Source organism: Sulfuricella denitrificans skB26, from assembly GCF_000297055.2.
Lineage (GTDB): Bacteria > Pseudomonadota > Gammaproteobacteria > Burkholderiales > Sulfuricellaceae > Sulfuricella > Sulfuricella denitrificans.
This window is the reverse complement of record NC_022357.1, coordinates 2,633,386-2,658,212: the sequence shown is the minus strand read 5'-3', so window position 1 is coordinate 2,658,212 and position 24,827 is coordinate 2,633,386. Positions and strand designations below refer to the sequence as shown.

The following is a 24,827-nucleotide window of genomic DNA, read 5'->3' as shown; positions in this document are numbered from 1 at the left end:
CATGGTTACAGGGGACTGTCTTTGCGGCGTTGTCCGATTCGAAATCGATGGCCCGATACGCAACATCGTTTATTGCCATTGCTCTCAATGCCGCAAGGCCCAGGGCAGCGCCTTTGCCACTAACGGCATCGTCAGGGCTTCCGGCTTCAGGATTACTGCCGGGGAAGATGCGCTCACGGGTTACGAGTCCACGTCAGGGCAGACAAAATTCTTCTGCAAGATCTGCGGCTCCCCGATCCTGAGCAAGTCGGAATCAAGGCCGGATGACGTCCGCGTGCGGCTCGGCACGATTGATTCGGATATCGAGGAACGGCCTGTGGCACATATCTTCGCCACGTCGAAGGCCAACTGGGAAGAGATCTGCGGCGACTTGCCCCAGTATGAAGGCTATGAGCCGGGTCGCAACGAACGCTGACTGCCGCCCGGAGTCGAAACATCAGGCAACCCCATTACAGGAGAGATGAACCATGGCAATAAGCTTGTTCGCCGCACTGAAGTTGGTCCCTTGGGCTGACGTTGTGAGCAATGCCCCGCTGGTTGTCGACGGCGCCAAGAAGCTCTGGAAAGTCGTGGGCAAGAAAAAAACGCAGTCCACGGCGGACAACGCTGAAATTGAACACGAGCTTACGCCCGATGAACGGGCCATCGCGGCCGTTAAGTTGCGGGTGTCTTCACTCGAGGCCAATGTGGCGGATCTGCAGCGGGAAATGGTGTCGTCTGCCGAACTGATCAAGGCGCTGGCCGATCAGAATTCCCAGCTCATCAAGGCAGTGGGATTGCAGCGGCGATTGCTGCTGGCCGTTATCGCCATTCTTGGGGCCGTGGCCGTCAGCTGTGTGTATCTGTTATGGGTGCGCTGATGGCGTCCGGTTTAAATAGCCGGCTGTTAATTAGAGATCTTGGCCCGCCATCACTCGCGGGCACTCGTCGAATTTGTTGCGTCATAAACTTCTGCTTAATGCCATCTGTGGCCATAGCGGCAACGGGAAACACACCGGGTGAACGGCGGGTACCTTATCAGACAAGGCTAGTGTTTAAGATCACAATTTACGACCTTGAAAATGCTACAAACAAAAAGCCTCGCATCCCTGCGAGGCTTTCATTTTTGTGTGCTTGCGTCTCAATGGTGCAGCGCTTTATCCAGCGAATGGAGAAACTTCTCGGCGTCGTGTTGTGTGACGTGATATTTCACGGTTGGGCCGGCCATCAATTTGGCACAGGAGTCCACCAGTTCCATGGCGATAGGATATTTGCCGATGGCGAGGGCTTCTTTTAGGGCGGTGAGTCTATTGCCTGCGTCTTCCAATGTGATGCAGAAATGGTGCGCGTCATCGGTGATGCTGATGCTTTTGATGCCTTCGTGAATAACCGCTTGGCAGTGGAATCGTTTCTTGGACATTCTCTTCTCCTGTGGTGCTTCATGGTTTGCGAATGCGCGGCAGTCTGCGCCCAGTCACCTTGTGTGTCAAACCGAGTCTCTGTTACGCTGACCTGGCATCGCATTGATTATTAACGTAATATACCGGGTTTGAAGCCCGTCGTTCCGGCCTGGTTTATACGCATAGCAGGATTACCCCAGCTTGTCGTCCGCAAGGTGGTAATGGGGATCTTCTCCCATGTTGATTTCCACCATGTCCTTGGCGTTGGTCAGGACCTCCAGGCAGTCCGGGCTGAGATGGCGCAGGTGCAGGCGCTTGCCGGCCTGCTGATAGCGGCTGGCCAGGCTGTCGATGGCTTCGATAGCGGAATGGTCGATGACGCGGGCGCGGCGGAATTCCACCACCACTTCGTCCGGATCGTCTTTGGGGGTGAACAGGGTCTGGAATTCCGCCGTCGAGGCGAAGAACAATGAACCCTCCAGCTCGTAGATTTTCCAGCCCTTGTCGTCGAGATAGGTGCGCACGTTGATGTGCTTGGCGTGCTGCCAGGCGAACACCAGTGCGGCGATGATCACGCCGGTGATCACGGCGATGGCCAGATCGGTGAACACGGTGATCAGGGTGACCGCGACGACGATAAACGTGTCGCTGCGCGGCACCTTGCGCAGGGTGGTCAGGCTGCCCCATTCGAAGGTTTTTTCCGAGACCATGAACATCAGGCCGATCAGCGCGGCGAGCGGGATCATCTCGATCCACTCCGAAGCGAACAGGATGAAGGTCAGCAGAAACAGCGCGGCGGCGATGCCGGACAGGCGCTGGGTAGCGCCGTTGCTGACGTTGATCATGCTCTGGCCGATCATGGCGCAGCCGCCCATGCCGCCGAAGAAGCCGGTGACGACGTTGGCGGAGCCCTGGGCCATGCATTCCCGGTTGGGCATACCGCGGGTGTCGGTCATTTCGTCGATCAGGTTGAGCGTCAGCAGGGATTCGATCAGGCCGATGGCGGCGAGTATCAGGCTGTAGGGGAAGATGATCCTGAGGGTTTCCCAGGACAGCGGCACCTGCGGCAAGTGGAACTGCGGCAGGCCGCCTTCGATGGAAGCCATGTCGCCCACGGTTTTGGTGTCGATGCCGGCAAAGATTACCAGCAACGAAACCGCGACGATGCCGGCCAGAGTTGAGGGGATGGCCTTGGTCAGGCGCGGCAGCAGGTAGATGATGGCCAGGGTCAGCGCGATGAGGCCCAGCATGGTGTAGAGCGGCGTGCCCGACATCCAGACCAGGGTGCCGTCCGGCGCGGGCGTTTTGAAGTGCCCCAGCTGCGCCAGAAAGATCACCACGGCGAGGCCGTTGACGAAACCCAGCATGACCGGGAACGGCACCATGCGGATGAACTTGCCCAGCTTCAACAGGCCGAAAGCGATTTGCAGCACGCCCATCAGGACCACGGTGGCGAACAGGTATTCCACGCCGTGCTGCACCACCAGCGCCACCATTACCACCGCCAGCGCGCCGGTGGCACCGGAGATCATGCCGGGCCGGCCGCCGAAAGCGGCGGTGATGAGGCCCATGATAAAGGCGGCGTAGAGGCCGACGAGCGGATGGACATGAGCCACGAAGGCGAAGGCGATGGCCTCGGGCACCAGAGCCAGGGCAACGGTCAGTCCGCTCAGGATGCAAATTTTGAGACGGGGAAGGGTATAATTCGAGCAGCTATTCAGGTTCATGTGCGATATTTATAATGGAAAAATATTCGTTCGTGGATCAGCGTCAGGTTCGTATAAACGCGAGCAGCGGGTAGGGAGGAGGCCTTCTTCGAGCACCTGAAAGAGCATGAGGTGTAGAATATCCATCCTGATTTTACAGGCAGACCCTGTTCAAAGCGAACATTTGAAGCGCATCGCGGAACGAGGCACAATGTGCACCTTACCTGACCTGTTTTTACAGTGCAGTTGGGTTGGGTTGAAGCGCGCAGGGTCTATAGATGGTGATGAATTCCGAAAATTTGCAGCTCCTGGTGACCCGCGTCATGCCTTACGGCAAGTACAAAGGCCACCTGATTGCCGATCTGCCGGGGCGGTACCTTAACTGGTTTGCCCGCGAAGGCTTTCCCTCCGGTGAAATCGGCCGTCTGTTGGCGCTGATGCAGGAGCTGGACCACAATGGTCTGTCTTCTCTGCTGGATCCTTTACGAAAGCAATAATTCACTCTGAGGTTGGGGTGATAGTGAGATAATGCCGATATGAATGAACAGGAACCGATTTCCCCGCGTCGTCGCCAGCAAGAGCTTCTGGCTATCCCGGAGCGGCTGAGAACCGACGCCCAGTGGGATGAGCTCAACGAACTGGAGATTACCCTCGCTTCCGCGAATCGAGCGGAAACTCATGAGCCAGCCGCTCGACGGAACGCACCGGCATCCGCCGGCAAACCCAGATCAGCCGGTCCATCCAGGCCGGCCGGTCAGCCTCGGCCCGGTGGACAGCCCCGGCCCGGCGGCCAACCTAGAGCCGGTGCTGGCGAGCAGGGCAAAAGGCCAGCCAAGAAATTCCATAAGCGGCCGCCCAAGGAACCCACACCCTGAAGGTCGCACAGGGTGGGCTTCACCCTGTTTCTGAAACGTGACCGGCTATTGCGCCGCGCATGCTTTCAATGAATTTTTCCTGAAACCGATCAGGCAAATACATCCAATCGACTGCCTGTAACCGTGCCGGCTGACTTCGGTGCCGAAGCGGCATCGACGCCGGGTTTTTCTGGCGCTTGATTGCGCGTGCTGACTTCTGCGGTGTTGAGTGTGGACGAATAGCGGCTGGGTTGGGTGTTTGCAATCTCTTCGATACGCGTTTTGACTGTGCTGATCTTGTTCGACAGATCCGCAATCGCGGCTTTGCCTTCGGGTGTTTTGGCGGAGCTGCAGTTGACTTGCTCGGAGAGGGCTTCCTGATGGCGGGTTAGCTGAGCTTCCAGTCCTGCACGTAATCCAGTGGCACTCTCTGCCCATGCTGGGCATCGGCCTTGTCGGCCGGGTATTTCATAGCTCGGGAAGTCGTTGCGGGTCAGTCAGCCAGATAGCTTCAGGCAGTGATCGGATGGCTATTCCATCAGACGTGCTTCAGGCGCTCATATATCTCCATCACGCGGGGCAGCGAACGGTGCAGGGCTGCGACCACGGCCGGATCGAAGTGCTTGCCGGCATCATTGTTGATGGTTTCCAGGGCTTTTTCCATCGGCCACGCTTCCTTGTAGGGACGTTTCGAGGTCAGGGCATCCAGCACGTCGGCTACGGCGATGATGCGCGCTGAAAGTGGAATGGCTTCGCCTGCCAAACCAGCAGGATAGCCGCTGCCGTCGAATTTCTCGTGGTGGCCTTCGGCGATCTCGATCCCGATCTGGAAGATGCTGTGGCCGAGAGCGTTCATTTGCTCTTCGCTGCGGCGCAACACCTGCCCACCGATAACCGGGTGGCGCTCCATCTCGGTACGCTCGTCCGGGTCGAGGCGTCCCGGCTTGAGCAGGATGTCGTCGCGGATGCCGACCTTACCGATATCGTGCATCGGGGCGAAACGGAATACATCCCGCACGTAAGCCGGCGTAATGCGCTCGCGGTAGGGGCCCTCCTTGCCCAGCTCTTCGGCGAGGATGGCGGAATAAAGGCTCATGCGAACCAGATGGTCGCCAGTCTCGGGGTCGCGGCTTTCAGCCAGTTTTGCCAGGCCCTCCACGGCGGCGACGACCAGGCCTTCCATAAAGAGGGTTTTCCCCAGAATGTGTCCAACCTGGCCGGCCAGGTTGGACAGGAATTCGACGTGTTCCGGCGTATAAGCGCCAGCCTGGGATGAGGCGAATACCAGCAGCGCTTCGCCTCCGCCGTTGTGGCGCAGGGGGATAAACAGGGCCGAGCGTTTGCCATCGCGCGCCAGTTGGGCCGACAGGAATGCGGGACTTTTGTTTCTGGAGAAGGCGTCCAGGTCGTCGATAGCCAGTGCGTTCCCTTTAGCCAGCGCAGCTTCCGGTGCGCCGAGCGCAAATTCGAAATGGTCGTTTTCCTGCAAGCTGCTGGGGGATTCGCTGTAAAGCCGTTCCAGTGCCACCTGGCGGTGGTCAGGCGTGAGCAGCAGCACCCCTACCCATTCCACCGGTAGAAAAGTACGAAATTCCTCGCAGACTAACTTGAGCGCATCGTGCAGGTTGGTGCCCCGGCTGATCCGGTCGGTGAGGTGAAACAGGCCGCGCATCCGGTCAGAAAGACGGTTGAAAGCCTGCGTCATGCGGCCAATCTCGTTATCCACCACCAGGGGCACCTGATAGCCCAGGTCGCCGTTGGCTACCCGGGAGAATCCGTCCACGGTGAGGGTGAGCGGGCGCAATATCTTGCGGTACACCAGGATGGCAATCCATGCCGTCAGCAAAGCGGTGGCAATGAAGGCAAGCTGGTTGAAGAGGCGGATCGTGGCGAGTTTTCCTTCCATCATGTGCTGGAAGGCGCGGCTCAGGTTATCCGATGAGTGGGCCAGTTCTTCACCGTGTTGCACCGCGTAGCGGGCGGCGGCAAGGTCGGGGCGGGAAGGGTTAGCGTCGAGTGCGAGTTGCATGCCATGGCGAAAGTTTTCCCATGCGGCGGCGCTGACGTCCAGCTGGTTGCGGGATTGCTGGTCCCAGCTGCACGTCAGTGGCTCGTCTAGTCCGGTGATTTCCGGGTCAAGGCGGCGGTTGCGGAAGCCGCTGATGATTTTGTCGTAGAGCGCCATGCTCTGCTGCAGATTCTGTGAGTAGAAGCCAGCGTCGCGCGGGCTGGTTACAGCGATGACCGCGTTCTCTTTCAGGTAGTTGCGCGACTGATGCGCCATGGTATGGCTGATGACCCGTGTTTGCCCGGCGAGATTGAGGATCTCGTAATCATGTTTGCGCAGATCCACTTCATACAGGGTGAAGCCAGCGGTGCCCGCCTGGAGGGCGAAAAGAACGAACAGCGCGAGGCCGATCCGGAATCGGATGGTGTTGTACCAGGGAAATTGCCGCATAAAAATTCTTTCCGGAACTGGAGCATCAGACCGTGCCCAAAATTGTCGCGTTTGCGAGAATGGGGAAGTGTCTCATTTTTCCAATGTTTTGACGCGTATCAGGTGGTCTAGCGAGAAACGCCCGGAACCTGACAAAACCAGAGTGATCAGCATGCCAATGAATAGGATAGGCAGCTTGAAGTTGCCGTGGCCCCGGTCGGTAAATACATAGCCTTTCATCAGTTCGCCAAATGTACTCCATGATTCAGGCCAATGTACGCTGGCGATGGCGACTACGGTCAATATGATCAGCGACACCGAGAAGAAACGGGTCGCCAGTCCGAGCACCAGGGCGATACCGCCGATCAACTCGAACCAGGTGGCCATCTGCCAGCTGACTTCGGGAGGCACCACGCTGAACGGGAAGGGGAATTTGTCCTGGATGTCCATGAACCAGTTTGCGCCGTGGAATTTTTCCAGCCCGGACTCGAAATAATCCCAGCCTAGCAGGATGCGCAGGCTGAGAAGGCCTGACCAAAGACCGATCAGATCGAGACTGCCGAAGAAGCCGGCGAGATATTTTTTCATGCTTGTGCTCCCAGAATGATGCCTTGGTCGCGCAGCTCATCAAGCAAGGCGGCGCCGAAGATAATCAGTTGTTCAGGGTCGGGGTGTTGCAATTCGTCTGCAATCTGGCGCAGCGCGGTCTCGCCAGTGCTGGGCGCGGAGGCGAGCAGGGTCAGCAAGCGCGCTGTGACCGCGTTGGTTTCGGTGAATTGCACCGCTTCGTCGGCATCTCGATAGACGGCGAGGTAGCTTGGCTGCGGTTTTCGCGGCCGATATTTGGGGCCGATGCGATGCACGGGCCAGGCGTAGGCAAGATTCAGCAGCGTCGGATTGAGTTCCACGGGCCGGACTAGCAGGTCACCCGTCTGGTCGTGGGCGGGAATGGGCGCCTCCATTACATCGACCGCGAGTTCCGCCCATTCGTAATGCGCCAGTTCGGCGAACCAGCGAGGCAGCGGCTGTCGGGTCATGGATTCGCTCAAATAACGCACGAATTCGCGGGAAATTTCGCGGAACCACGGCGTGTGCGATGGCCAGTCGCGGAAAAAGGTGCGATTGAGCCGACGCCAGCGAGCCTCGCCGAGCAGCGTGCGGCAAACCGGAAAGCAGGTGTCGAGAAAACCGCAGACGTTATTGAGCAGCAGTTCGTTGTACACCGCCATGCGCCGCGCAGGCACGCCGTCCGGGCGCGGCGCATGGCGCGGGTCGCGGATGTGGCGGGCAAAGGCACGCTGGAATTGCTGAAAATCGGTTTCCATGATCATGCCTCCTTGCGTTGAATGGGGGGCGCATATGCTTGCAGCTGCGCAATCTGCTCGACTTCCGCGGTCAACAGCCCCACATCGAGTATATTGAAATCACGTTCCAGACAGGTCGGGACATCACCGCCGATGCGCTGGTAGGCCGCTTCGAGCAGTGACCATACGGGGTCGATGACGTCGGATCCGTGCGTGTCGATGAGCAGCCCGTCCGGTTCGACGTAATGGCCGGCGACATGCACGTAGCAGGTGCGCTCCAGCGGCAGTGCATGCATGAATTCGAGGGCGTCGAAGCCGAAATTGCAGCTATTCACGTAAATGTTGTTGACGTCGAGGTGCAGCGCGCAGTCGGCTTCCTCGGTGATGGCGCGGATGAATGCTGTCTCGCTCATCTCTGCGCCGGGTGGGGCTACATAATACGAGGCATTTTCGATGCCGATCTGCATTTCCAGGATGTCCTGGGCGCGCTTGATGCGCTCGGTCGTCCATCTCACAGCATTTTCAGTGAAAGGAATCGGTAAAAGGTCATAGAGATGGCTGTCATCGGTGCACCAGGAGAGATGCTCGGTGTAGAGCTTGATGCCATGCTCGGCCATGAACGCCTTGATCCGGCGCAACAGGGCTTCGTCCAGAGGAGCCGGCCCGCCGAGCGACAGCGATAGCCCGTGGCAGACGAAGGGATAGCGCTCTGTGAAGTGGCGCAGCTGTTTGGCGGAACGACCGCCCATGCTTGCCCAGTTTTCAGGGGCAAGCTCGAAAAATTGGATCGCTTCCGGAACGCCGGACATCATCGGTTCTATCAGCTCGCGCCGGAAACCCAGGCCTGCTCCACTAGCATGGCGAAGGGGTGACATCAGGCGGTTTGGCATGTTTGCTTCCTTGTTTAAGTCTTGGTAGTAGCGGGCAGGAGTTCCCTGCCCGCTGTCCCGCTGTTTTACATTTTGTTAGCGCCGCACTTTGCATCAGATTTTTTATCCGCACCGCATTTGGCTTCGACTTTCTTGTCTGCGCCGCATTTAGCGTCGGTCTTTTTGTCAGCGCCGCACTTGGCGTCGGTTTTCTTTTCTGCTTTTTTGTCAGCGCCGCACTTGGCTTCGCCACACTTTCCATCTTTCATCTTGGTATCAGCTTCCGCTAGCTGGTAACCAGACTTCAACTTGCTGGCTCCGAATGGGTTATCGCTGGTGGCATGAGCGACTGGGATCAAGGCGCCAACGGTGAAGGCGGAACCGATGGCGAGGGTAACGAGGGTTTGTTTTTTCATTGGTGATTACTCCATGATTATTAATAAGTGGCATCATTGCAGCTGGTTTGATGTTGAAAGTTAAACATCACGGGGAATTAACTGGCCGGTAGATTTTATTGCCGCCCCGTGTACTGGCCTATTCGGACAGCCCTGAAAAAAGGTTACATCGAAATTTTAATGACGGATAAATCGGAAAATTTTGAAGCGCTGATGAAGCTGTCCCTGAGCGGGGACAAGCGGGCCTATGCGGTTTTGCTGCAGGAAACCGCGCGCTTTCTGCGGCCGTTCCTGGCCAGGCGAATTAATTCCAGCAGCGAGGTGGACGACCTGTTGCAGGAAATCCTGATTTCCATCCACAAAGCGCGGCATACCTACGATGGCGAGCGGCCTTACAAGCCCTGGGCCTATGCGATCGCCAAGTTTCGTTTGCAGGATCATTTGCGCGCGCACTATGCCGACCACCTGCATCACGCCGTCGGACTGTCCGAGGTGGAAAATGATTTGCAGGCGCCTGTAACCAAATCCGACATTACTTACGAATCTATCAGTGGGGAAATCGAAAAACTTCCGCCGAAGCAGGCCGCCATCCTGCAGATGATGCACCAGGAGGGGTATACCGCCAAAGAAGTGGCGGACAAGATCGGCATGAAAGAATCTGCGGTCAAGGTCGCCGCGCATCGCGCCTACAAGATATTGAGAAAGATACTGGAAAGATAAAAAGATTATGGTAAACATCGAAGAACTGGTTGAGAGTCTGGCCCGGGATGCCGCTCCGGTGAAGCCGGCACCCCATCCGTTCATGCTGAGCCTCAGATGGGTGGCGGGGGCGGTGGTCTATCTCGTGGCGTCCCTGTGGATTTCCGGCCTGCGCCCGGACCTGATGCAAAAACTGGATGAGCCGTGGTTCGTTGCCGAACTGGCCTCCCTGGTACTCATCTTCATCGCGACGTCGCTGAGTGCCGCGGTGCTGGTGTTTCCCGATCTGCACCAGATGCGCAAGGCGGCTTGGGCTCCGGTTGGCCTGTTTGCCATTTTCGTTATCGTTCTGTTTTTTTCCTGGCGCGCCGACGTGCCGCCTGCGCCCCTGCCCATGCACAGCTTCGAATGCACTGTCAGCATCACCCTGTTCGCGCTCTTGCCGGCCGCCTGGACGTTCTTTTCCATGCGTCAGTTTGCCAGCACCCATTCCCGATGGGCGGGCAGTGTTGCACTGCTTTTCGCTTTCAGCGTCGGCGCGCTGTGGCTGCTGCTGCATGAATTAAACAACTCGATCATCCACGTCATCCAATGGCATTACCTGCCCATGCTGGGCATCGGCCTTGTCGGCTGGTGGCTGGGGAGAAGGTTTTTGAAATGGTAGTTTTCGGAAGCCAGATTAGCTCAATCCCCTGAGAGCTTGACGATAGCCGGCTATCGTCAAGATGGTAAGATGGACTCGTTCATTGAGTAATGGAGGCATACCATGAAGTCAGCTGCTGACAAAGACAAGCGCCACTTTTCCCGTATTCCCTTCGACGCAACGGTTCAACTCCAGATGGGGCGTGGAACACACCCTGCGCATTTGCTGGATATCGCGCTCAAGGGTGCTCTGGTGGAATTGTTGCAGCCTGAGGCAGCTCTTCGGGGGAAAGCTTGCCAGTTGACACTCGATCTGGGCATGGATGGGGAGGTTATCGTGATGGAAGGCGTGGTAGCGCATCAGGAGGGCCAGAATGTCGGCATCGAATGCCGTCATATCGACGTGGACAGCCTGACCCGCCTGCGCCGCCTGGTGGAGCTTAACCTGGGGGACGAGACGCTGCTGGACAGGGAATTGTCCCATTTGTTCGATTCCAGATAGCGCCTGGAAACTCCGGTACGCCACCGTTTTTTATGCGGAAGGATTTAGATGTTCTCAACCGTGGAAATCTTCAACAAGACCGTGCGCGTGGAATGGAGCGATGCCGCCGAGTCGGCGATGGCAAGCCGGATGGGTCCGCTGACGGTGGAGATGGAACTGTATTTCAGTTGCCTGATCCGCAAGAAAGTGCGTTTTGGCGATCAGGCCCATAGCCGTGAATTTCTCCCGGTTAATCAACATCTGGCGGTAGCGTTCAGGCCGGTGATGACAAAATCCTGCAAGATTGATCGAGACAATGCGGAAGCGCCTTTGTCTGATTTTGAGATCAAGAACCCGGCGGCCTTTGTGCCGCATTGGCTGAAAATCGACTTTCGGCACGGAAATTGGGAAGGTGATTTCGGATTTTCCGGGCGCAAATGAACGATAGCGGATCAATCTTGACAAACTGACGATAAAAAGTCAGAATTCGCATCCTTCGATTTATCTGGTGATATAGCTCAGTCGGTTAGAGCACAGCACTCATAACGCTGGGGTCGGTGGTTCAAATCCACCTATCACCACCACTTTCCTCACCATGCAACCTGGCAGCAACGATCAATCCACCGAGACCACTGTCAGGTTGTGTGCTATCGTGTGTTTATGCTGAAGCATTTTTTATTTCTTTTCCTCATGTTGTTCGCCCTGGCAGCTCATGCCGGCAGGTTCATGCCGCAAAATGTGCAAGTCGGGCAGATCAACGGCCATAACTATCCGGAAGTGAAGATCGGTGGAGAAGTCTACCGGTTGGCACCTGGCGCGCGTGTTTACGATACGTTCAACCGTACTATCATTCCCACCCAGCTGCCGCAAAGCGCCAAGGTGTTTTATCAGCTCGATTCGAGCGGATATCTGATCCAGATGTGGCTGCCTACCCCTGAAGAAGAAGCGGGGATGGGGCGTTAGGCTATATCCTCGTGGCAAAAAAGCTTTTTATTAAAACCTTCGGTTGCCAGATGAACGAGTATGATTCGGCGAAGATGGCTGACGTGCTGAATGCCTCTCAGGGCATGGAAATCACGCTGCGCGTCGAAGATGCCGACGTGATCCTGCTGAACACCTGCTCGGTGCGCGCGGGGGCGCAGGAGAAGGTCTTTCACCAGCTGGGCCGGTGGCGTCCCCTGAAGCAGAACAACCCTGATTTGCTGATTGCCGTCGGCGGCTGCGTGGCGAGCCAGGAAGGCAGCGCCATCGTCGGTCGCGCGCCTTACGTGGATCTGGTGTTCGGGCCGCAGACCCTGCACCGCCTGCCGCAGATGATCGATGCCCGGCGCAAAAGCGGCCTGCCTCAGGTGGATGTGTCTTTCCCGGAAATTGAAAAATTCGACCATATGCCGGCGGCCAAGGTGGATGGCGCGACCGCATTTGTTTCGGTGGTGGAAGGTTGCGGCAAATTCTGTACCTACTGCATCGTGCCCTATACGCGGGGCGACGAAGTGTCCCGCCCCTTCGACGACGTGATCGCCGAGGTGGTGCAGCTGGCCGAGCAGGGGGTAAAGGAAGTCACCCTGCTCGGGCAGAACGTGAATGCTTACCGTGGCGCGATGCACGATGGAGAAACCGCCGATCTGGCAGACCTGTTGCATTACCTGGCCGAGGTGCCCGGCATCGAGCGATTGCGCTTTACTACCTCTCATCCGGTCGAATTTTCCCAGCGCATGATTGATGTATACGGCGAAGTGCCGAAGCTGGCCAGCGGCCTGCACCTGCCGGTCCAGAGCGGATCGGACCGGGTGCTGGCGGCGATGAAGCGCGGCTACACCGCGCTCGAATACAAGTCCCTGGTGCGACGCTTGCGCGCAGTGCGGCCGGACCTTTCGCTTTCCTCGGATTTTATCGTCGGTTTTCCCGGCGAAACCGATGCCGATTTCGAGGCGACCCTGAAGCTGATCGAGGATGTCGGCTTCGATATGGGCTACAGCTTCATTTTCAGTCCGCGCCCGGGAACGCCGGCGGCGGAGCTGGCCGACGACACGCCGTTTGAAGTGAAGCAGGAGCGGCTGCGGCAGTTGCAGAAAAAAATCGATGAGCAGGAACAGATCGTCAACCGGAAAATGGTTGGCACGGTGCAGCGCATCCTGGTGGAAGGGGTTTCCAGAAAAGACGCAACCGAACTGATGGGGCGCACCGACAACAACCGAGTGACCAATTTCAAGGCCATTCCGCGTCTCATCGGACAGTTCGTCAACGTCACTATTACTGCCGTTTCCCCCCATACTTTGCGCGGCGAAATCGTCGTCCTCGAATAAGGCTGCTCCTGTGACTCCAATATCCCTCGATATTTCTTTTTCCCCTGCGGACAATGCCCGCCTCGCCAACCTGTGCGGCGCGCTGGATGAAAATCTGAAGCAGATTTCCACCGCTCTGGACGTGACCATTTCCCGCCGTGGCGAGCATTTTTCCGTGCATGGAGAACAGCGTCAGGCGCGTCTGGCCGTGGAGGCGCTGAAAAATTTCTACGAACGTTCCCGTAATCACCTATCCGTCGAGGACGTGCAGCTCGGCCTGATCGAGGTGGCGAACGCGAGCCACGCCGAACAGGAAGGCGTCGCCATGCCGGTGCTGATGACGCGCAAAAGCGACCTGCACGGCCGTACTCCGCGCCAGAATGTGTATTTGTGCAAGATTCAGGAGCACGACATCACTTTCGGCATCGGCCCGGCCGGCACCGGCAAGACCTATCTTGCAGTGGCCAGCGCGGTGGATGCCCTAGAGCGCGATCTGGTGAAGCGCATCGTGCTGGTGCGCCCGGCGGTGGAGGCAGGCGAACGGCTCGGCTTTCTGCCCGGTGATCTGGCCCAGAAGGTGGACCCCTATTTGCGTCCCCTGTATGACGCACTTTACGACCTGATGGGTTTTGACAAGGTGGGCAAGTTGTTCGAGCGCGGCGCGATCGAGATCGCCCCGCTGGCCTACATGCGCGGCCGCACTCTGAACCATTCCTTCATCATTCTCGACGAGGCGCAGAACACCACGCCGGAGCAGATGATGATGTTCCTCACCCGCATCGGCTTCGGCGCCAAGGCGGTGATTACCGGCGACGTAACCCAGGTGGATCTCGCGCGCGGCCAGAAAAGCGGTCTGGTAGATGCCCAGCAGGTGCTGGAAAAGGTCAGTGGTATCTCCTTTACCTTCTTTCAGTCCGAGGACGTGGTGCGTCACCCGCTGGTGCAGAAGATCGTCAACGCCTATGAAAAGCGTGAAAAGCAGTGCTGAGTTCCAATTGTCCATGACCCGAAAAACCCCTCCACCAGCACTCAGCCTTTCAGTGCAATACGCAGCGAAGCCGGACGATGTGCCGGCCCGTGCCCAGTTTCGTCGCTGGGTGAAGGCAGCGTTGCGGCAGGATGCCGAGATCGCGCTACGCATCGTCGATGAGGAGGAAGGCCGGGCGCTCAATCGCGATTATCGCGGCAAGGACTACGCGACCAATGTGCTAACCTTTGTATACGATGATGAATTTCCCGGTGCGCAGCTGCCGCTGGCCGGTGATATCGTATTGTGTGCCCCGGTGGTTGCACGCGAGGCCGTGCAGCAGGAGAAGCCCATCGAAGCGCATTATGCGCATTTGACTGTCCACGGAGTCCTGCACCTGCAGGGCTACGACCACGAAAGCGATGAGCAGGCGCGCCAGATGGAAGCCCTGGAAATCCAGATTGTCACAAAGCTGGGTTACTCTGATCCTTATCAGGCTGACTCATACCGAGAAGAAACCAAGGATATTTGAACAACATGAATGATGAACTTGCGAAACCCTCCTGGCTTGAACGATTAGGCACACTCCTGTTGCGGGAGCCGGAAGACCGCGAACAACTGGTCGCATTGCTGCATTCCGCCTTCGAGCGCAACCTGCTGGATGCGGATGCACTTGCCATGATCGAAGGGGTGCTTCAGGTTTCCGAGATGCAGGTGCGCGATGTCATGATTCCACGCGCCCAGATGGACGTGGTGGACATCGCCGATTCACCGGAAAAATTCATCCCTTATGTCATCGAAACCGCTCACTCTCGCTTCCCGGTCATCGACAAGGACAAGGACGACGTGATCGGCATTTTGCTGGCGAAAGACCTGCTGCGCTATTACGCCGGCCAGGAATTCAATGTCCGCGACATGCTGCGCCCGGTGGTATTCATCCCTGAATCGAAGCGGCTCAACGTGCTGCTCAAGGAGTTTCGCAGCAACCGCAACCATATCGCCATCGTGGTGGACGAATACGGCGGCGTGGCCGGCATGGTGACCATCGAGGATGTGCTGGAGCAGATCGTCGGCGAGATCGAGGATGAATACGATTACGACGAACAGGAAGACAACATCATCCGCGTGCCGGACGGACGTTTCCGCGTCAAGGCACAGGCCGAGATCGCGGATTTCAACAAGGTGATGGGGACAGAATTCAGCGACGAGGACTACGATACCGTGGGTGGGTTGGTCGTCAGCAAGTTCGGCCATATGCCCAAGCGCGGGGAACACGTTGCTTTCGACGGCCTCAAGTTCAACGTGCTGCGAGCTGACAGTCGCCGCCTATACTCCCTGCTGGTGGAGAGGCAGGAAAATGAAGGGGCCGCCACCACGACCTAATGCGCAGTTGTTCAGACATCATCTGACAGGCTGTTTTTGACCGGGTTGGCGATAATCCTTTCCGAATGGCCCAAACTGACCTATCGAGTTTTTCTGCTAGCCATCTCAGTTCATCTAATCCAAACGGCATAAATTATCCAGGCAAGCCGGTTGTCAGTTTGTCGTCAGTTTACGTAGTTAGTATCCCGCAACTGTTAAGGAATTCCATGGCAAATAGATCATTATTATTCTCCGTTGTTGCGGCAATTATTGCGTGGATGGCATTAAGTGATGCTGCAATTGCACAGGGAATGGACTCCCACCAAGCGATGCAACTGGGGAAGAAGGCTTATGGGGGCAACCCGGCAGCACTGGCCGAGATAAAAGCCTCGGCCCAAACCGGTTCGGTCGCCGCCGAGACTGTTCTGGGTGCGCTTTATCAGGCAGGGGCGTCGGTAAACAGGGATGATGCAGAAGCGCTTAAATGGTTTCTCAAGGCGGCAGAACATGGCGACATGGAAGCGCAGTTCGGCCTTGGCGTGATGTATGCCAATGGTTATGGTACAAAGCAGGACTATGCCGCTGCTGCACATTGGTTCGAAAAGGCGGCGGTGCAGGGTAATGCCGCGCCCAATTTTTACCTGGGCCTTATCAACGAGAACGGACTGGGCGTACCAAAAAATTACGTCGAAGCGACTAAATGGTATGTCAAGGCCGCCAGCGCGCCAAAATCCGTGGGGCTGCAATTTGATTTGGTAACGGGGGCCGGAAAGGTTTTGCATGCGCCTGAAGACAGCTCGCAGGTTATCAAGGTTTTTCCTATGGTGCTTGATCAGGCGCTGGCAAGTGCTGCCTACAATCTGGGCATGATGTGCTGGAACGGTCGAGGCGCACCGGAAAATGATGTAGAAGCCTACAAATGGTTCGCTGTCGCAGCTTCCAATGGCAACCATTTGGCTGAATACAATATGAGAATTCTGGCCCCGAAAATGTCGCAGAAACAGATTGCCGATGCCGTGGTATCGGCCTCCTCGTGGTCAAAATCCCACCCGCCCCAGAATACTGACAAACTTTCCTCTCGCTAAGACTGAATGAAGTACGACCGCACGACTTACTGGCTCCATGCGGGCCTTGCATTTGGCGTCAGCGCACAACTTATGTTCAGCCTGATGATGGATGCGCCCAGGCTAGGCGTGCCAACCGGGGGAATGGGCGACGTTTTCTTTCAGATTCACCGAATGGGCGGATTGGGTGTTCTGGCCTTACTCATCGTACACTGGCTATGGCAACTGTCCGGGCGCGCCAGCAACGGCATGAAGGTCCTTTATCCATGGTTGTTCAAGCGCAGGTTATCCCCATCTTCTACCCCCCGCTCTATAAGAGGCCGACTGCAGGTGTCGGCCGGAACACTGCAAGGGCTTGGACTGCTGATAGCGAGCCTGATGGCAATGACCGGCCTAATCCTGTATTTTGGCGTAACCGGCGATGGCGGTATGTCCACATTCGTGACAGCCATTCGGGAGGTTCACAGTGCCACTGCAATTTCCCTCTGGATCTACTTGGGGTTGCACCTGGCAATTTCGCTGCTGCGGTTCATTTGACTGATGTATTGATTATTTTGCCGGGTTTGGCTGAGTAGTTGCGATACTTGAATTTACGATGAATATTCTGCTGATAGAAGACAACCGTGATCTGGCGCTGAACATGTTCGATTATTTCGAAGCGAAAGGCCATGATATGGACTTGGCTGGAGATGGCATCACCGGGCTTCATCTTGCCGCATCGAATCAGTACGACGTTCTCATCCTGGATCTGATGCTGCCCGGCATCGACGGGCTGACGTTATGCCGGCGACTGCGGGAAGCCGGCAAGCATACGCCGGTCTTGATGCTCACGGCGCGCGACTCGCTGGACGACAAGATTGCGGGGCTGGAGGCGGGTGCCGACGATTACGTGGTCAAGCCTTTTGCTTTGAGGGAAGTCGAGGCTCGACTGCGTGCGCTCGTGCGCCGTGCGCAAGTGCGGGAGGGTTCGTCTCTTCTGCAGGTCGGCGACCTGTCTTTCAACCCTGATACTCTCAAGGTGATGCGGGGCGAGAGAACCATAGAACTGCCGCCAATTCCGCTAAAAATTCTTGAACTCCTGATGAGGCAATCCCCTCGGGTGTTGTCGCGGGAAGAGCTTGAACGTGGCATCTGGGGCGATTCGCCTCCCGATAGCGACGCCTTGCGGGCGCACCTTCACATTTTGCGCAATGCCATCGACAAACAGGCGGATAAGTCACTCATCAGAACCCTGCGGGGGATCGGTTACCAAATCAGCGATGACTAGCGTCCGTCACAGCCTTCGGTTCCGGCTTGCATCAACGTTTGCCGTCTTTGGCGCATTGGTCAGCCTGCTCTTGTCGCTAGGCCTTTTCTTTACCGCGCACAATCTCGGCGAACGCTTGATGGACGAAACGTTGCGGGCGGAAATCGAGGATTATATGTCCCGGCGGTCGCGCAATCCGAACTCTCTGCCGCCTGCGACAATCAGCGTGCGCGGCTATGTTCATGTGCCGGGCAGGGGCGCGGAAAATATTCCGCCCGAGTTGCTCAGACTTAACCCCGGAAAGTATCAGTTGACGCTAGCCAATATTCCTTACCGGGTCGCCGTCGTAGATCAGGGGGATGAGCGTTATGTCATGCTGTTCAATGAGATGCGACAGCGGCAGCGCGAGGAGCTATTCCTGATTTACCTGGTGGCCGGCGCCCTGATCATGACGCTGGTTTCTGCGGCAATTGGATGGTGGCTGGCGGGGCGGGTTGTCGCGCCGGTCGCTACGCTTGCTCGACGGGTAGACAAAGCCAGGCCGGAGGACGAGGTGCCGGATGTTGCGAAGGGGTTTTCCAGCGACGAAATCGGCAAACTCGCCCGAGTGTTCGACGGATACCTCAGGCGGATGCGGGCGTTTATGGATCGGGAGCGTGCTTTTACTGCGGATGTCAGCCACGAGCTAAGAACTCCTTTGGCTATTATCCAGGGTGCCGTCGAGCTGATGGAGGAGGATGATAGTCTCGACGAAAAACAGCAAAAGCGCATTGCGCGGGTCGGTCGTGCAGCCCGGCAGATGATAGACCTCACTGCCGCCTTGCTGCTGATGGCGCGGGAAAAAACTTCGGATGAACCGGTCGAGCAGGAATGCGATGTATGCGACGTAGTCAGAGATGTCGTAGAGGCGCATCGCTACCTCGTCAGCGCCACAACAAACGTCGAAATCGATTACCGGAGTCGCCCTCGAATTTCCGCCGAGCGCACGCTTCTGAGTATCGTGATTGCCAACCTGATCCGGAATGCATTTACCTACACCGAGTCTGGTTCGGTTTTCATCCAGGTGGACGACAACTGCTTGACGGTGACCGATACCGGTCGAGGAATCCATGAGGAAGAAATTGGTAAAGTCTTCCAGCGGCACTTCAAGGGCTCGACCAGCACCGGTGCTGGAATCGGATTGTCTCTGGTCAAGCGCATCTGCGACCGGTACGGATGGGAGACAGTCATCGACAGTACTGAAGGTCGCGGCACTGCCGCCCAGTTGTTCTTCATCGGAAACTCTTGAAACTTCTTAGCCGGCTTAACGCTCCCTTGACACTTCCTTGACGTTCCATTGACGGCTGTCATTGTACGATTGCCTCGTAACTTGAAGCAGGCTGATTTAACTAAATTCAGCCTGCCGATGCGGGGCCGCGCACCTTTAAATCACCGCTTGTTGTGATGAGGTTCCGGCATCAGCCAACCTATCTGCGAGCGATCAAAATGAGAATATCTTCGGCATCAACCTCTTTCATGGAATACCCTTCCGAAACTATCCATGGTTTCGATTCTCCGCTGGTTACCGTGCGATTAGCGGTAACGAATTTTTTTCGAGGGCTGGATCGGCTGTTTACGGCAATTTCTTACGCCGAGGCGGGAAACCTGGATAAGGTTCAGGAGATGCTCGATCAAAACAAGGCGATGAAAAAACAATGAACGCCTGGGTTCATCGTCTCCCCATTGCAAAATGGCGGACCCTATCCCCAGACACACTCAAGAAAGATCTGGTGGCCGGGGTCACCGTATCGCTGGTCGCCATTCCGCAATCTCTTGCCTACGCCCAGCTCGCCGGCGTTCCGGCCTACTACGGCCTGTATGCGGCACTGATCCCCACTATCGTGGGCGCTTTAACCGGCTCTTCCAGACAGCTTTCGACTGGCCCGGTTGCTATGACCTCACTATTGACTGCCGCCAGCGTGGCCCCATTGGCGGCTCACGGCAGCGAAATGTTTTATGCCTATGTGGTCCTGCTGGCTTTGTTGTCGGGTATGTTTCAAGTCATGTTTGGCGCATTGAGGATGGGTGTGCTGCTCAACTTTCTGTCCAATCCGGTATTGATGGGCTTCATCAACGCCGCCGCCATTATTATCGGACTTTCACAACTCCCGACACTACTAGGTATTTCGGCGGCACAGTCCAGCCACTTCCTTCTCGATATCTGGCAGGTGCTCATTCACATCGATACCATGCACGAGATATCGGTCGCCTTTGGGCTTTCGGCGATCCTGTTGCTGCTTGCGTTCAAGAAGCTGACGCCCAGGCTCCCGGGTGTATTGATTACAGTGGTTTTACTGACCTTGGTCAGCTACATGATCGGGTACGCCGGTATGGGGGGGAAAGTCGTTGGGGTCGTGCCGCAGGGTTTACCCACCCTCAGCATTCCTCTGCTTGACTGGAATGCAACCAAGTCGCTCATTCCTGCCGGCTTCGTCATCGCGCTGATCAGTTTCATGGAAGCGATGTCCAGTGCCAAGGTAATTGCGCTCAAGACCCGTCAACCCTGGGATGAAAACAAGGAGCTTATTGGTCAGGGCTTGGCAAAAATCGCTTCCGCATTTTGCCATTCCATGCCAGTCAGCGGCTCGTTTTCACGTTCCGCACTGAATCTTTCAACCAATGCGCAGACGGCTCTTTCCTCGGTTGTTTCGGCGGTCTTCGTATTGTTGACGCTGTTGTTCTTTACCCCGTTGCTTTATCATTTGCCCAAGCCGGTTCTGGCGGCCGTCATCATGATGGCTGTTATCGGACTGGTTAATTTCCAGTCGATTACCAACGCCTGGCGCGCCAGTCGCGACGACGGCATCGCAGCTATCGTGACCTTCCTGGCAACGCTCGCCTTTGCGCCGAACATCCAGAACGGCATACTTACCGGCATCATCCTTTCGCTGGCACTGCTGCTTTACCGAATGATGCAGCCTCGTGTTGCCGATCTGGGAATGTTCGAAGACGGAACGCTGCGCGATGCGCGCCGTCACAACTTGCCTCTTCTGCATCCCAATCTGGGCGCGATCCGGTTCGATGGGGCGCTGCGCTTTATCAATGTTTCGTATTTCGAAGATGCGCTTCTGACGTTCGAAAGAGAAAATCCATCGGTTCACCACATTCTGGTGAAATGCAACGGAGTCAATAATCTGGATGCATCGGGAGTCGAGATGCTTTCTACCCTGATCAGCCGGTTAAAAAACAACGGGATTACTTTGGGTTTCAGCGGCCCCAAGAAACAGGTTAGAGAAGTCATGGACAAGACCGGTTTGAGCCAAAAAATTGGTGTCGACAATATCTTTTCCAGCGACCAGGAAGCCTTCGACCAACTATTCTTGCGCGGGGTTATCGATACGAGAATAGGCCGGGCACTATGACAGATATTTTCCATTCATTATGTTAGGGGCAATTCATGCAAGGTCTGTCTGTTTGCTTGTTGAGTTTGTTATTTCTGGCCGGATGCGCGGGCCAGGACGTGAAAGAACAGCCCAAGGCGGCGCTAGAGAGCGGAACGGCATCTCGGGCTGGCGCGGACACCAAGCCGGCTAGCCAGCAGTCGGTGGCGGTCAACCCTCTGAAGGATCCCAGCAACATCCTCTCCAGGCGCAGCGTGTATTACGATCTGGACAAGTCTGATGTGAAGGCGGAATACAAGCCGATGGTCGAGGCGCATTCCAAATATTTAACCGGCCACAAGGACGCCAAAATGACCGTGCAGGGCAACACTGACGAGCGAGGCAGTAGCGAGTACAACATAGCGCTGGGCAATCGTCGTGCGGATAACGTCAGGAAAATGATGAATGTATTCGGCGCTTCCGACAGCCAGATCGAGGTCGTCAGCTTTGGCGAAGAGAAACCCCGCGCTACCTGCCATGAGGAATCCTGCTGGAAGGAAAATCGCCGTTCCGATATCGTTTATCAGGGCGACTGAAACTTCATCCAAAGCAAGTGTTGTTTAAGGCCGAGTGAAGAAATTCACCGGCCTTTTCCTGTTGGATACTCCAGAGTGGACTAAGTTACGGGGTAACGGCAGTTCGATTTTCACCTGAGATTAAGTATTAAGATGGCGGGAAACGACGATGCCATGCCTGTGAAAAATCTCGACCCCATTCTGAAATGGGTTGGAGAGAACTTCGGCCAACCTTGATATACTTCAAATGCTGGCCGAGAAAAACTCGTGCCGCTCAAAAATATTTATTCGCCACCCTGGGACATCCATGGATTCCATCGCTTCTTACGCCGCAGATCTGATCAGTTTTCTAATCAGTGTTTCTTTGGTCATTGCCTATCAGCTTTATCTGAAATACAAGGAGGCCAAAAATCCGGCTTATACCGTGGCTGCCGTCAACGTCATGGCCCGTTCCGCCTGGGTCGAAACCATCATGCGCGAGGGCAAGGACATCCTGGCGGTGCAAACACTGCGCAACTCGACCATGGCGGCAACCTTCCTCGCTTCTACCGCCATTCTGCTAATCATCGGCGTACTGACCCTGAGCGGTCAGGAAGCCAGGTTGGGGTCCACCTGGCACTCGCTCAACGCAATCGGTGCCAAGCATTCTGGCCTTTGGCTTGCCAAGTTGCTGCTGTTGCTGCTCGACCTGTTCATTGCCTTCTTCAGCTTCTCGATGTCGGTTCGGGTCTTCAACCATGTCGGCTACATGATCAATGTGCCGGTCGCCCTCAACCACAAAGCCATATCGCCTGCCCATGTCGCAACCCACCTCAATCGGGCGGGCATGTTCTACCATTTTGGCATGCGTGCCTATTACTACATCGTGCCCATCGTATTCTGGCTGTTTGGGCCGCATTTCATGCTGATCGCCACTCTCGGCTTGCTGATAGTGCTTTACCGAATCGACCGGGCACCCAAAATCATGGTCGACGATTACGGTCCGGAGAAAAACGATTCGGAAGTTGAACGAAAACCATGAACAGCAAGCCTGGTGCCACGAACGGCAGTATTTCCAATCACATCCTGCCGACCTCCGCCACCATGGCAGGGGTATGCATTACTGTCATCGGCATCGTGCGTCTGATTGAAACCCGTCATCATGCCAGCACCATTATCGATAACCTCATGGCTTTTACCGGCCTGATCTTTCTGATTAGCTGCTTTCTTTCTTATCTTTCCATTCGCTCCGTCAGGCGAGCCGTAAAATTTGAGAAATATGCCGATATCCTATTTCTTGCTGGACTATCATTGATGGTCATTGGTGGTTTTCTGCTCGCCTGGGAATTTGAACATTTCTGACAAAGGCGGGAATATGCGAAGCCTTCTGCTCCGCGCGCGCCTGAGTGACTGGAGCGGATTCTTGCCTTGATGAAAAAGTGGCGGTAGCCGAACGGCGCGAGTCGCGCACCATTCGACGTAAAGACCACTTATGCGCTTGCCAGCGCCTTTTGCACCGACGCCAGCAAGTCTGCCGGCCAGAGCGGGGCGAGAGTAAGCGCGGTCTCGTGGCCGCGTTCCGACATCTTCTTCCAGGTCTTCTGCACGATGCTGATCAGCTTCGGCTCGGTGTAATGCGGCGCGAAGGGGACGAAATAAAATTCCAGAAACACCAGGCAGATTACATCTTCCAGGATCTGGCCATCGGGGTCGCCCAGCTTGATGCGGTCCTTCAGCAACAGCGACTTGACCGTCTCGCACATCGCGTCGTCGTAGCCAGCCTGCCTCATGATCGCGGCCGTAGTGTCGCCGTGGAATTTCGCCAGGGTGGTGCGCCAGTCGTTATAGCCCTTGCGGTTCATCGGGTAATCACTGCGCGGAATCTTCCAGCGGCAAATGTGCTGGGCGCGCGCGGCAAGCTGCAATGCCTCGGATGCGTTGGGTTCGAACTTGTTCAGCCAGGTGGTCATGCGCTCTGAATACAGCAGTTCCTTGGGGTATTCCTTACCTTCGAATATTTCCTTGTTGGGGTCTTCCGAGTTGGCGGCGTCGATTCGGGCAATAGCGTCTTTGGCACGGTCGGATACGGTGGTCATGGTGTCTCGCTTGAAAATGAATCAGATGGCTATGGTAAACAAGGTGCAGCGCTTTGTTAACAAGTAGTTTTTATACTGCAAATATTGGGGACAATCTGGTGCAGCCCCGCGCAGCTGTCTGGGTGCCGGGTGGCCAAGTCAGGCGGATGACGGTTCCAGAAATGCTCAACGATCAAGCTCAGTCGCGCCGCGAAGCGGTATCGGCCGGAGCAACTTGTTGGGCGCCGGTTGCATTTTGTTTCTCCAGAATCACCAGCGCAATTCCACCGAGTATGGCTACGGACGCCAATACCAAACGCAGGGTTAAGGACTCGCCGAGAAAAACGATGCCCCCTAAGGCGGCAATGACTGGAACACTGAGTTGCACTGTCGCAGCATTGGTTGCTTTCAACGCGGGCAATACGGTGTACCAGATGGCGTACCCTATTCCGGAAGTCAGCGCACCCGATGAAACCGCGTACCAGAATCCCGCGCTATCCAGAGAAGCGCCGTCATGCATCAATATGCTCAATGCTGCCGCGATAGGAACAGCGCGCAGAAAATTCCCCGCCGTTACCCTGGTGGGATTGCCCGCGCCTCTCCCGCGCAATGAATAGACGCCCCATGCGACACCGGCGCCCAACATCAACAGGGAAGCGGACAGGGGTGGCGCAGAAAGGCCGGGCAGCAACAGACCAACCAGCCCTCCCAGCGCGAGCACAAGACCGACGAGCTGCAGTCTCACCAGACGTTCTCCCGCCCAAATGCCATGGCTGATCATCGTTGCCTGGACAGCGCCAAAGAGCAGCAGCGCACCCGTTGCCGCAGACAAGCTCCCATACGAAAAAGAATAGGCCGCGGCATAAGCAAATAACGCGAATGCCGATAGCCAGTTGCCCCTGCCGATCTGTGTGCCGCGACTCAATCGCACGATCAGCCATAGCATTACCGCTCCCGAGATCAGTCGGATTGTCGTAAAACTCGCTGCGTCTATGCTGGTGTCTTTCATCGCAACACGGCACAGCAGCGAATTGCCCGCAAATGCAATCATGGCCAGCGACGTCAGGGCAACTATGCGTGCAAATGACATTTCATTCCTTCAGGTGGTTCCCCGGGAGGCGCTCAACGTTCAAGATAAAGGGACGGCTG

The 24,827-nt window shown here is 56.4% G+C and carries 31 protein-coding genes and 1 tRNA gene; 23 read left to right on the top strand and 9 right to left on the bottom strand.

What is annotated here, in order from left to right; all coding sequences use genetic code 11:
- Position 1 precedes the first annotated feature (1 nt).
- Together SCD_RS12900 and SCD_RS12895 are read left to right on the top strand one after the other, a co-directional pair.
- Positions 2-415: a GFA family protein gene (locus tag SCD_RS12900; RefSeq protein WP_009207633.1), complete on the top strand. Its 414-nt coding sequence runs from the start codon at positions 2-4 to the stop codon at positions 413-415.
- Between the two features lie 52 nt (positions 416-467).
- Positions 468-860 (top strand): hypothetical protein, encoded by a 393-nt coding sequence (locus tag SCD_RS12895; protein WP_009207634.1) that lies wholly within the window; start codon positions 468-470, stop codon positions 858-860.
- Between the two features lie 260 nt (positions 861-1,120).
- Here SCD_RS12895 and SCD_RS12890 read toward each other — a convergent pair whose 3' ends face one another.
- Positions 1,121-1,399 (bottom strand): hypothetical protein, encoded by a 279-nt coding sequence (locus SCD_RS12890; protein WP_009207635.1) that lies wholly within the window; start codon positions 1,397-1,399, stop codon positions 1,121-1,123.
- 171 nt (positions 1,400-1,570) lie between these two features.
- On the bottom strand, positions 1,571-3,106 hold the full coding sequence (locus SCD_RS12885) for a SulP family inorganic anion transporter (RefSeq protein WP_009207636.1): 1,536 nt from the start codon (positions 3,104-3,106) through the stop codon (positions 1,571-1,573).
- Positions 3,107-3,369: 263 nt separating this feature from the next.
- Here SCD_RS12885 and SCD_RS12880 point away from each other — a divergent pair, with 263 nt between their 5' ends.
- Positions 3,370-3,582 (top strand): DUF3820 family protein, encoded by a 213-nt coding sequence (locus tag SCD_RS12880; RefSeq protein ID WP_023507013.1) that lies wholly within the window; start codon positions 3,370-3,372, stop codon positions 3,580-3,582.
- A 39-nt stretch (positions 3,583-3,621) separates the two neighbouring features.
- A complete protein-coding gene (locus SCD_RS12875) occupies positions 3,622-3,960 on the top strand; it encodes a hypothetical protein (protein ID WP_041673498.1) in 339 nt (112 codons plus the stop codon).
- Between the two features lie 517 nt (positions 3,961-4,477).
- Here SCD_RS12875 and SCD_RS15865 read toward each other — a convergent pair.
- The 5 genes from SCD_RS15865 to SCD_RS12850 all read right to left on the bottom strand — a co-directional run bounded on the left by SCD_RS15865 (position 4,478) and on the right by SCD_RS12850 (position 8,965).
- Positions 4,478-6,397: an HD domain-containing phosphohydrolase gene (locus SCD_RS15865; RefSeq protein ID WP_009207638.1), complete on the bottom strand. Its 1,920-nt coding sequence runs from the start codon at positions 6,395-6,397 to the stop codon at positions 4,478-4,480.
- 72 nt (positions 6,398-6,469) lie between these two features.
- Positions 6,470-6,964, bottom strand: coding sequence for an HvfX family Cu-binding RiPP maturation protein (locus SCD_RS12865; protein ID WP_009207639.1), 495 nt, complete (start codon positions 6,962-6,964; stop codon positions 6,470-6,472).
- The gene (locus tag SCD_RS12860; protein WP_148290786.1) at positions 6,961-7,701 is read right to left on the bottom strand and encodes an HvfC family RiPP maturation protein; all 741 of its coding nucleotides are present in this window, start codon (positions 7,699-7,701) and stop codon (positions 6,961-6,963) included. The genes SCD_RS12865 and SCD_RS12860 overlap by 4 nt, the downstream gene beginning before the upstream one ends.
- Before the next feature lie 2 nt (positions 7,702-7,703).
- Complete coding sequence (locus tag SCD_RS12855; RefSeq protein WP_009207641.1) at positions 7,704-8,570, bottom strand: HvfB family MNIO-type RiPP peptide maturase; 867 nt, start codon at positions 8,568-8,570, stop codon at positions 7,704-7,706.
- A gap of 65 nt (positions 8,571-8,635) precedes the next feature.
- Positions 8,636-8,965: an HvfA family oxazolone/thioamide-modified RiPP metallophore gene (locus SCD_RS12850; protein ID WP_009207642.1), complete on the bottom strand. Its 330-nt coding sequence runs from the start codon at positions 8,963-8,965 to the stop codon at positions 8,636-8,638.
- 159 nt (positions 8,966-9,124) lie between these two features.
- Between SCD_RS12850 and SCD_RS12845 the strand changes: the two genes are divergently transcribed.
- From SCD_RS12845 to SCD_RS12755, 19 genes are all read left to right on the top strand, one after another.
- A complete protein-coding gene (locus tag SCD_RS12845) occupies positions 9,125-9,664 on the top strand; it encodes a sigma-70 family RNA polymerase sigma factor (protein WP_009207643.1) in 540 nt (179 codons plus the stop codon).
- A gap of 7 nt (positions 9,665-9,671) precedes the next feature.
- Entirely contained in the window at positions 9,672-10,307 is a 636-nt protein-coding gene (locus SCD_RS12840; RefSeq protein ID WP_009207644.1) for a DUF1109 domain-containing protein, read from the top strand.
- A 102-nt stretch (positions 10,308-10,409) separates the two neighbouring features.
- Positions 10,410-10,787, top strand: coding sequence for a PilZ domain-containing protein (locus tag SCD_RS12835; RefSeq protein WP_009207645.1), 378 nt, complete (start codon positions 10,410-10,412; stop codon positions 10,785-10,787).
- A gap of 48 nt (positions 10,788-10,835) precedes the next feature.
- A complete protein-coding gene (locus tag SCD_RS12830) occupies positions 10,836-11,207 on the top strand; it encodes a hypothetical protein (protein ID WP_009207646.1) in 372 nt (123 codons plus the stop codon).
- A gap of 66 nt (positions 11,208-11,273) precedes the next feature.
- Positions 11,274-11,350, top strand: a tRNA-Met gene (locus SCD_RS12825).
- Positions 11,351-11,426: 76 nt separating this feature from the next.
- Positions 11,427-11,729 carry a hypothetical protein gene (locus SCD_RS12820; RefSeq protein ID WP_041673497.1) on the top strand — a complete coding sequence of 101 codons (303 nt, stop codon included), beginning with the start codon at positions 11,427-11,429 and terminating at the stop codon, positions 11,727-11,729.
- Between the two features lie 11 nt (positions 11,730-11,740).
- Entirely contained in the window at positions 11,741-13,072 is a 1,332-nt protein-coding gene (gene miaB, locus SCD_RS12815; RefSeq protein WP_009207648.1) for a tRNA (N6-isopentenyl adenosine(37)-C2)-methylthiotransferase MiaB, read from the top strand.
- Between the two features lie 10 nt (positions 13,073-13,082).
- Complete coding sequence (locus tag SCD_RS12810) at positions 13,083-14,039, top strand: PhoH family protein (RefSeq protein WP_009207649.1); 957 nt, start codon at positions 13,083-13,085, stop codon at positions 14,037-14,039.
- Positions 14,040-14,052: 13 nt separating this feature from the next.
- Positions 14,053-14,550, top strand: coding sequence for an rRNA maturation RNase YbeY (gene ybeY, locus SCD_RS12805; RefSeq protein WP_023507011.1), 498 nt, complete (start codon positions 14,053-14,055; stop codon positions 14,548-14,550).
- 5 nt (positions 14,551-14,555) lie between these two features.
- On the top strand, positions 14,556-15,401 hold the full coding sequence (locus SCD_RS12800; protein WP_023507010.1) for an HlyC/CorC family transporter: 846 nt from the start codon (positions 14,556-14,558) through the stop codon (positions 15,399-15,401).
- A 65-nt stretch (positions 15,402-15,466) separates the two neighbouring features.
- Positions 15,467-16,465 carry a tetratricopeptide repeat protein gene (locus SCD_RS12795; protein WP_084607537.1) on the top strand — a complete coding sequence of 333 codons (999 nt, stop codon included), beginning with the start codon at positions 15,467-15,469 and terminating at the stop codon, positions 16,463-16,465.
- A gap of 6 nt (positions 16,466-16,471) precedes the next feature.
- Entirely contained in the window at positions 16,472-16,981 is a 510-nt protein-coding gene (locus SCD_RS12790; RefSeq protein WP_009207653.1) for a cytochrome b/b6 domain-containing protein, read from the top strand.
- Positions 16,982-17,039: 58 nt separating this feature from the next.
- Positions 17,040-17,711 carry a response regulator transcription factor gene (locus SCD_RS12785; RefSeq protein WP_009207654.1) on the top strand — a complete coding sequence of 224 codons (672 nt, stop codon included), beginning with the start codon at positions 17,040-17,042 and terminating at the stop codon, positions 17,709-17,711.
- Complete coding sequence (locus SCD_RS12780) at positions 17,704-18,978, top strand: sensor histidine kinase (RefSeq protein ID WP_161626942.1); 1,275 nt, start codon at positions 17,704-17,706, stop codon at positions 18,976-18,978. The genes SCD_RS12785 and SCD_RS12780 overlap by 8 nt, the downstream gene beginning before the upstream one ends.
- Positions 18,979-19,205: 227 nt before the next feature.
- Positions 19,206-19,388 (top strand): hypothetical protein, encoded by a 183-nt coding sequence (locus SCD_RS12775; RefSeq protein ID WP_009207656.1) that lies wholly within the window; start codon positions 19,206-19,208, stop codon positions 19,386-19,388.
- Positions 19,385-21,091: a SulP family inorganic anion transporter gene (locus SCD_RS12770; RefSeq protein ID WP_009207657.1), complete on the top strand. Its 1,707-nt coding sequence runs from the start codon at positions 19,385-19,387 to the stop codon at positions 21,089-21,091. Before SCD_RS12775 ends, SCD_RS12770 begins: the two co-directional genes overlap by 4 nt.
- A gap of 35 nt (positions 21,092-21,126) precedes the next feature.
- Complete coding sequence (pal, locus tag SCD_RS12765; RefSeq protein WP_009207658.1) at positions 21,127-21,645, top strand: peptidoglycan-associated lipoprotein Pal; 519 nt, start codon at positions 21,127-21,129, stop codon at positions 21,643-21,645.
- A 286-nt stretch (positions 21,646-21,931) separates the two neighbouring features.
- Entirely contained in the window at positions 21,932-22,645 is a 714-nt protein-coding gene (locus SCD_RS12760; RefSeq protein ID WP_009207659.1) for a DUF599 domain-containing protein, read from the top strand.
- Positions 22,642-22,965 carry a hypothetical protein gene (locus SCD_RS12755; protein WP_009207660.1) on the top strand — a complete coding sequence of 108 codons (324 nt, stop codon included), beginning with the start codon at positions 22,642-22,644 and terminating at the stop codon, positions 22,963-22,965. The genes SCD_RS12760 and SCD_RS12755 overlap by 4 nt, the downstream gene beginning before the upstream one ends.
- A 128-nt stretch (positions 22,966-23,093) precedes the next feature.
- Here the strand turns inward: SCD_RS12755 and SCD_RS12750 are convergent, their stop codons facing one another.
- Positions 23,094-23,699, bottom strand: coding sequence for a DUF4202 domain-containing protein (locus SCD_RS12750; RefSeq protein WP_009207661.1), 606 nt, complete (start codon positions 23,697-23,699; stop codon positions 23,094-23,096).
- A gap of 178 nt (positions 23,700-23,877) precedes the next feature.
- Positions 23,878-24,768, bottom strand: coding sequence for a DMT family transporter (locus tag SCD_RS12745; RefSeq protein WP_009207662.1), 891 nt, complete (start codon positions 24,766-24,768; stop codon positions 23,878-23,880).
- Positions 24,769-24,827: the final 59 nt, after the last annotated feature.

What these genes read in the sequence shown, in the direction of transcription:
- SCD_RS12900 (WP_009207633.1), top strand. Translation starts at nt 2, where the DNA reads ATGGTTACAGGGGACTGTCTTTGCGGCGTTGTCCGATTCGAAATCGAT.
- SCD_RS12895 (WP_009207634.1), top strand. Translation starts at nt 468, where the DNA reads ATGGCAATAAGCTTGTTCGCCGCACTGAAGTTGGTCCCTTGGGCTGAC.
- SCD_RS12890 (WP_009207635.1), bottom strand. Translation starts at nt 1,399, where the DNA reads ATGTCCAAGAAACGATTCCACTGCCAAGCGGTTATTCACGAAGGCATC.
- SCD_RS12885 (WP_009207636.1), bottom strand. Translation starts at nt 3,106, where the DNA reads ATGAACCTGAATAGCTGCTCGAATTATACCCTTCCCCGTCTCAAAATT.
- SCD_RS12880 (WP_023507013.1), top strand. Translation starts at nt 3,370, where the DNA reads ATGAATTCCGAAAATTTGCAGCTCCTGGTGACCCGCGTCATGCCTTAC.
- SCD_RS12875 (WP_041673498.1), top strand. Translation starts at nt 3,622, where the DNA reads ATGAATGAACAGGAACCGATTTCCCCGCGTCGTCGCCAGCAAGAGCTT.
- SCD_RS15865 (WP_009207638.1), bottom strand. Translation starts at nt 6,397, where the DNA reads ATGCGGCAATTTCCCTGGTACAACACCATCCGATTCCGGATCGGCCTC.
- SCD_RS12865 (WP_009207639.1), bottom strand. Translation starts at nt 6,964, where the DNA reads ATGAAAAAATATCTCGCCGGCTTCTTCGGCAGTCTCGATCTGATCGGT.
- SCD_RS12860 (WP_148290786.1), bottom strand. Translation starts at nt 7,701, where the DNA reads ATGGAAACCGATTTTCAGCAATTCCAGCGTGCCTTTGCCCGCCACATC.
- SCD_RS12855 (WP_009207641.1), bottom strand. Translation starts at nt 8,570, where the DNA reads ATGCCAAACCGCCTGATGTCACCCCTTCGCCATGCTAGTGGAGCAGGC.
- SCD_RS12850 (WP_009207642.1), bottom strand. Translation starts at nt 8,965, where the DNA reads ATGAAAAAACAAACCCTCGTTACCCTCGCCATCGGTTCCGCCTTCACC.
- SCD_RS12845 (WP_009207643.1), top strand. Translation starts at nt 9,125, where the DNA reads ATGACGGATAAATCGGAAAATTTTGAAGCGCTGATGAAGCTGTCCCTG.
- SCD_RS12840 (WP_009207644.1), top strand. Translation starts at nt 9,672, where the DNA reads ATGGTAAACATCGAAGAACTGGTTGAGAGTCTGGCCCGGGATGCCGCT.
- SCD_RS12835 (WP_009207645.1), top strand. Translation starts at nt 10,410, where the DNA reads ATGAAGTCAGCTGCTGACAAAGACAAGCGCCACTTTTCCCGTATTCCC.
- SCD_RS12830 (WP_009207646.1), top strand. Translation starts at nt 10,836, where the DNA reads ATGTTCTCAACCGTGGAAATCTTCAACAAGACCGTGCGCGTGGAATGG.
- SCD_RS12820 (WP_041673497.1), top strand. Translation starts at nt 11,427, where the DNA reads ATGCTGAAGCATTTTTTATTTCTTTTCCTCATGTTGTTCGCCCTGGCA.
- ybeY (WP_023507011.1), top strand. Translation starts at nt 14,053, where the DNA reads ATGACCCGAAAAACCCCTCCACCAGCACTCAGCCTTTCAGTGCAATAC.
- SCD_RS12800 (WP_023507010.1), top strand. Translation starts at nt 14,556, where the DNA reads ATGAATGATGAACTTGCGAAACCCTCCTGGCTTGAACGATTAGGCACA.
- SCD_RS12795 (WP_084607537.1), top strand. Translation starts at nt 15,467, where the DNA reads ATGGCCCAAACTGACCTATCGAGTTTTTCTGCTAGCCATCTCAGTTCA.
- SCD_RS12790 (WP_009207653.1), top strand. Translation starts at nt 16,472, where the DNA reads ATGAAGTACGACCGCACGACTTACTGGCTCCATGCGGGCCTTGCATTT.
- SCD_RS12785 (WP_009207654.1), top strand. Translation starts at nt 17,040, where the DNA reads ATGAATATTCTGCTGATAGAAGACAACCGTGATCTGGCGCTGAACATG.
- SCD_RS12780 (WP_161626942.1), top strand. Translation starts at nt 17,704, where the DNA reads ATGACTAGCGTCCGTCACAGCCTTCGGTTCCGGCTTGCATCAACGTTT.
- SCD_RS12775 (WP_009207656.1), top strand. Translation starts at nt 19,206, where the DNA reads ATGGAATACCCTTCCGAAACTATCCATGGTTTCGATTCTCCGCTGGTT.
- SCD_RS12770 (WP_009207657.1), top strand. Translation starts at nt 19,385, where the DNA reads ATGAACGCCTGGGTTCATCGTCTCCCCATTGCAAAATGGCGGACCCTA.
- pal (WP_009207658.1), top strand. Translation starts at nt 21,127, where the DNA reads ATGCAAGGTCTGTCTGTTTGCTTGTTGAGTTTGTTATTTCTGGCCGGA.
- SCD_RS12760 (WP_009207659.1), top strand. Translation starts at nt 21,932, where the DNA reads ATGGATTCCATCGCTTCTTACGCCGCAGATCTGATCAGTTTTCTAATC.
- SCD_RS12755 (WP_009207660.1), top strand. Translation starts at nt 22,642, where the DNA reads ATGAACAGCAAGCCTGGTGCCACGAACGGCAGTATTTCCAATCACATC.
- SCD_RS12750 (WP_009207661.1), bottom strand. Translation starts at nt 23,699, where the DNA reads ATGACCACCGTATCCGACCGTGCCAAAGACGCTATTGCCCGAATCGAC.
- SCD_RS12745 (WP_009207662.1), bottom strand. Translation starts at nt 24,768, where the DNA reads ATGTCATTTGCACGCATAGTTGCCCTGACGTCGCTGGCCATGATTGCA.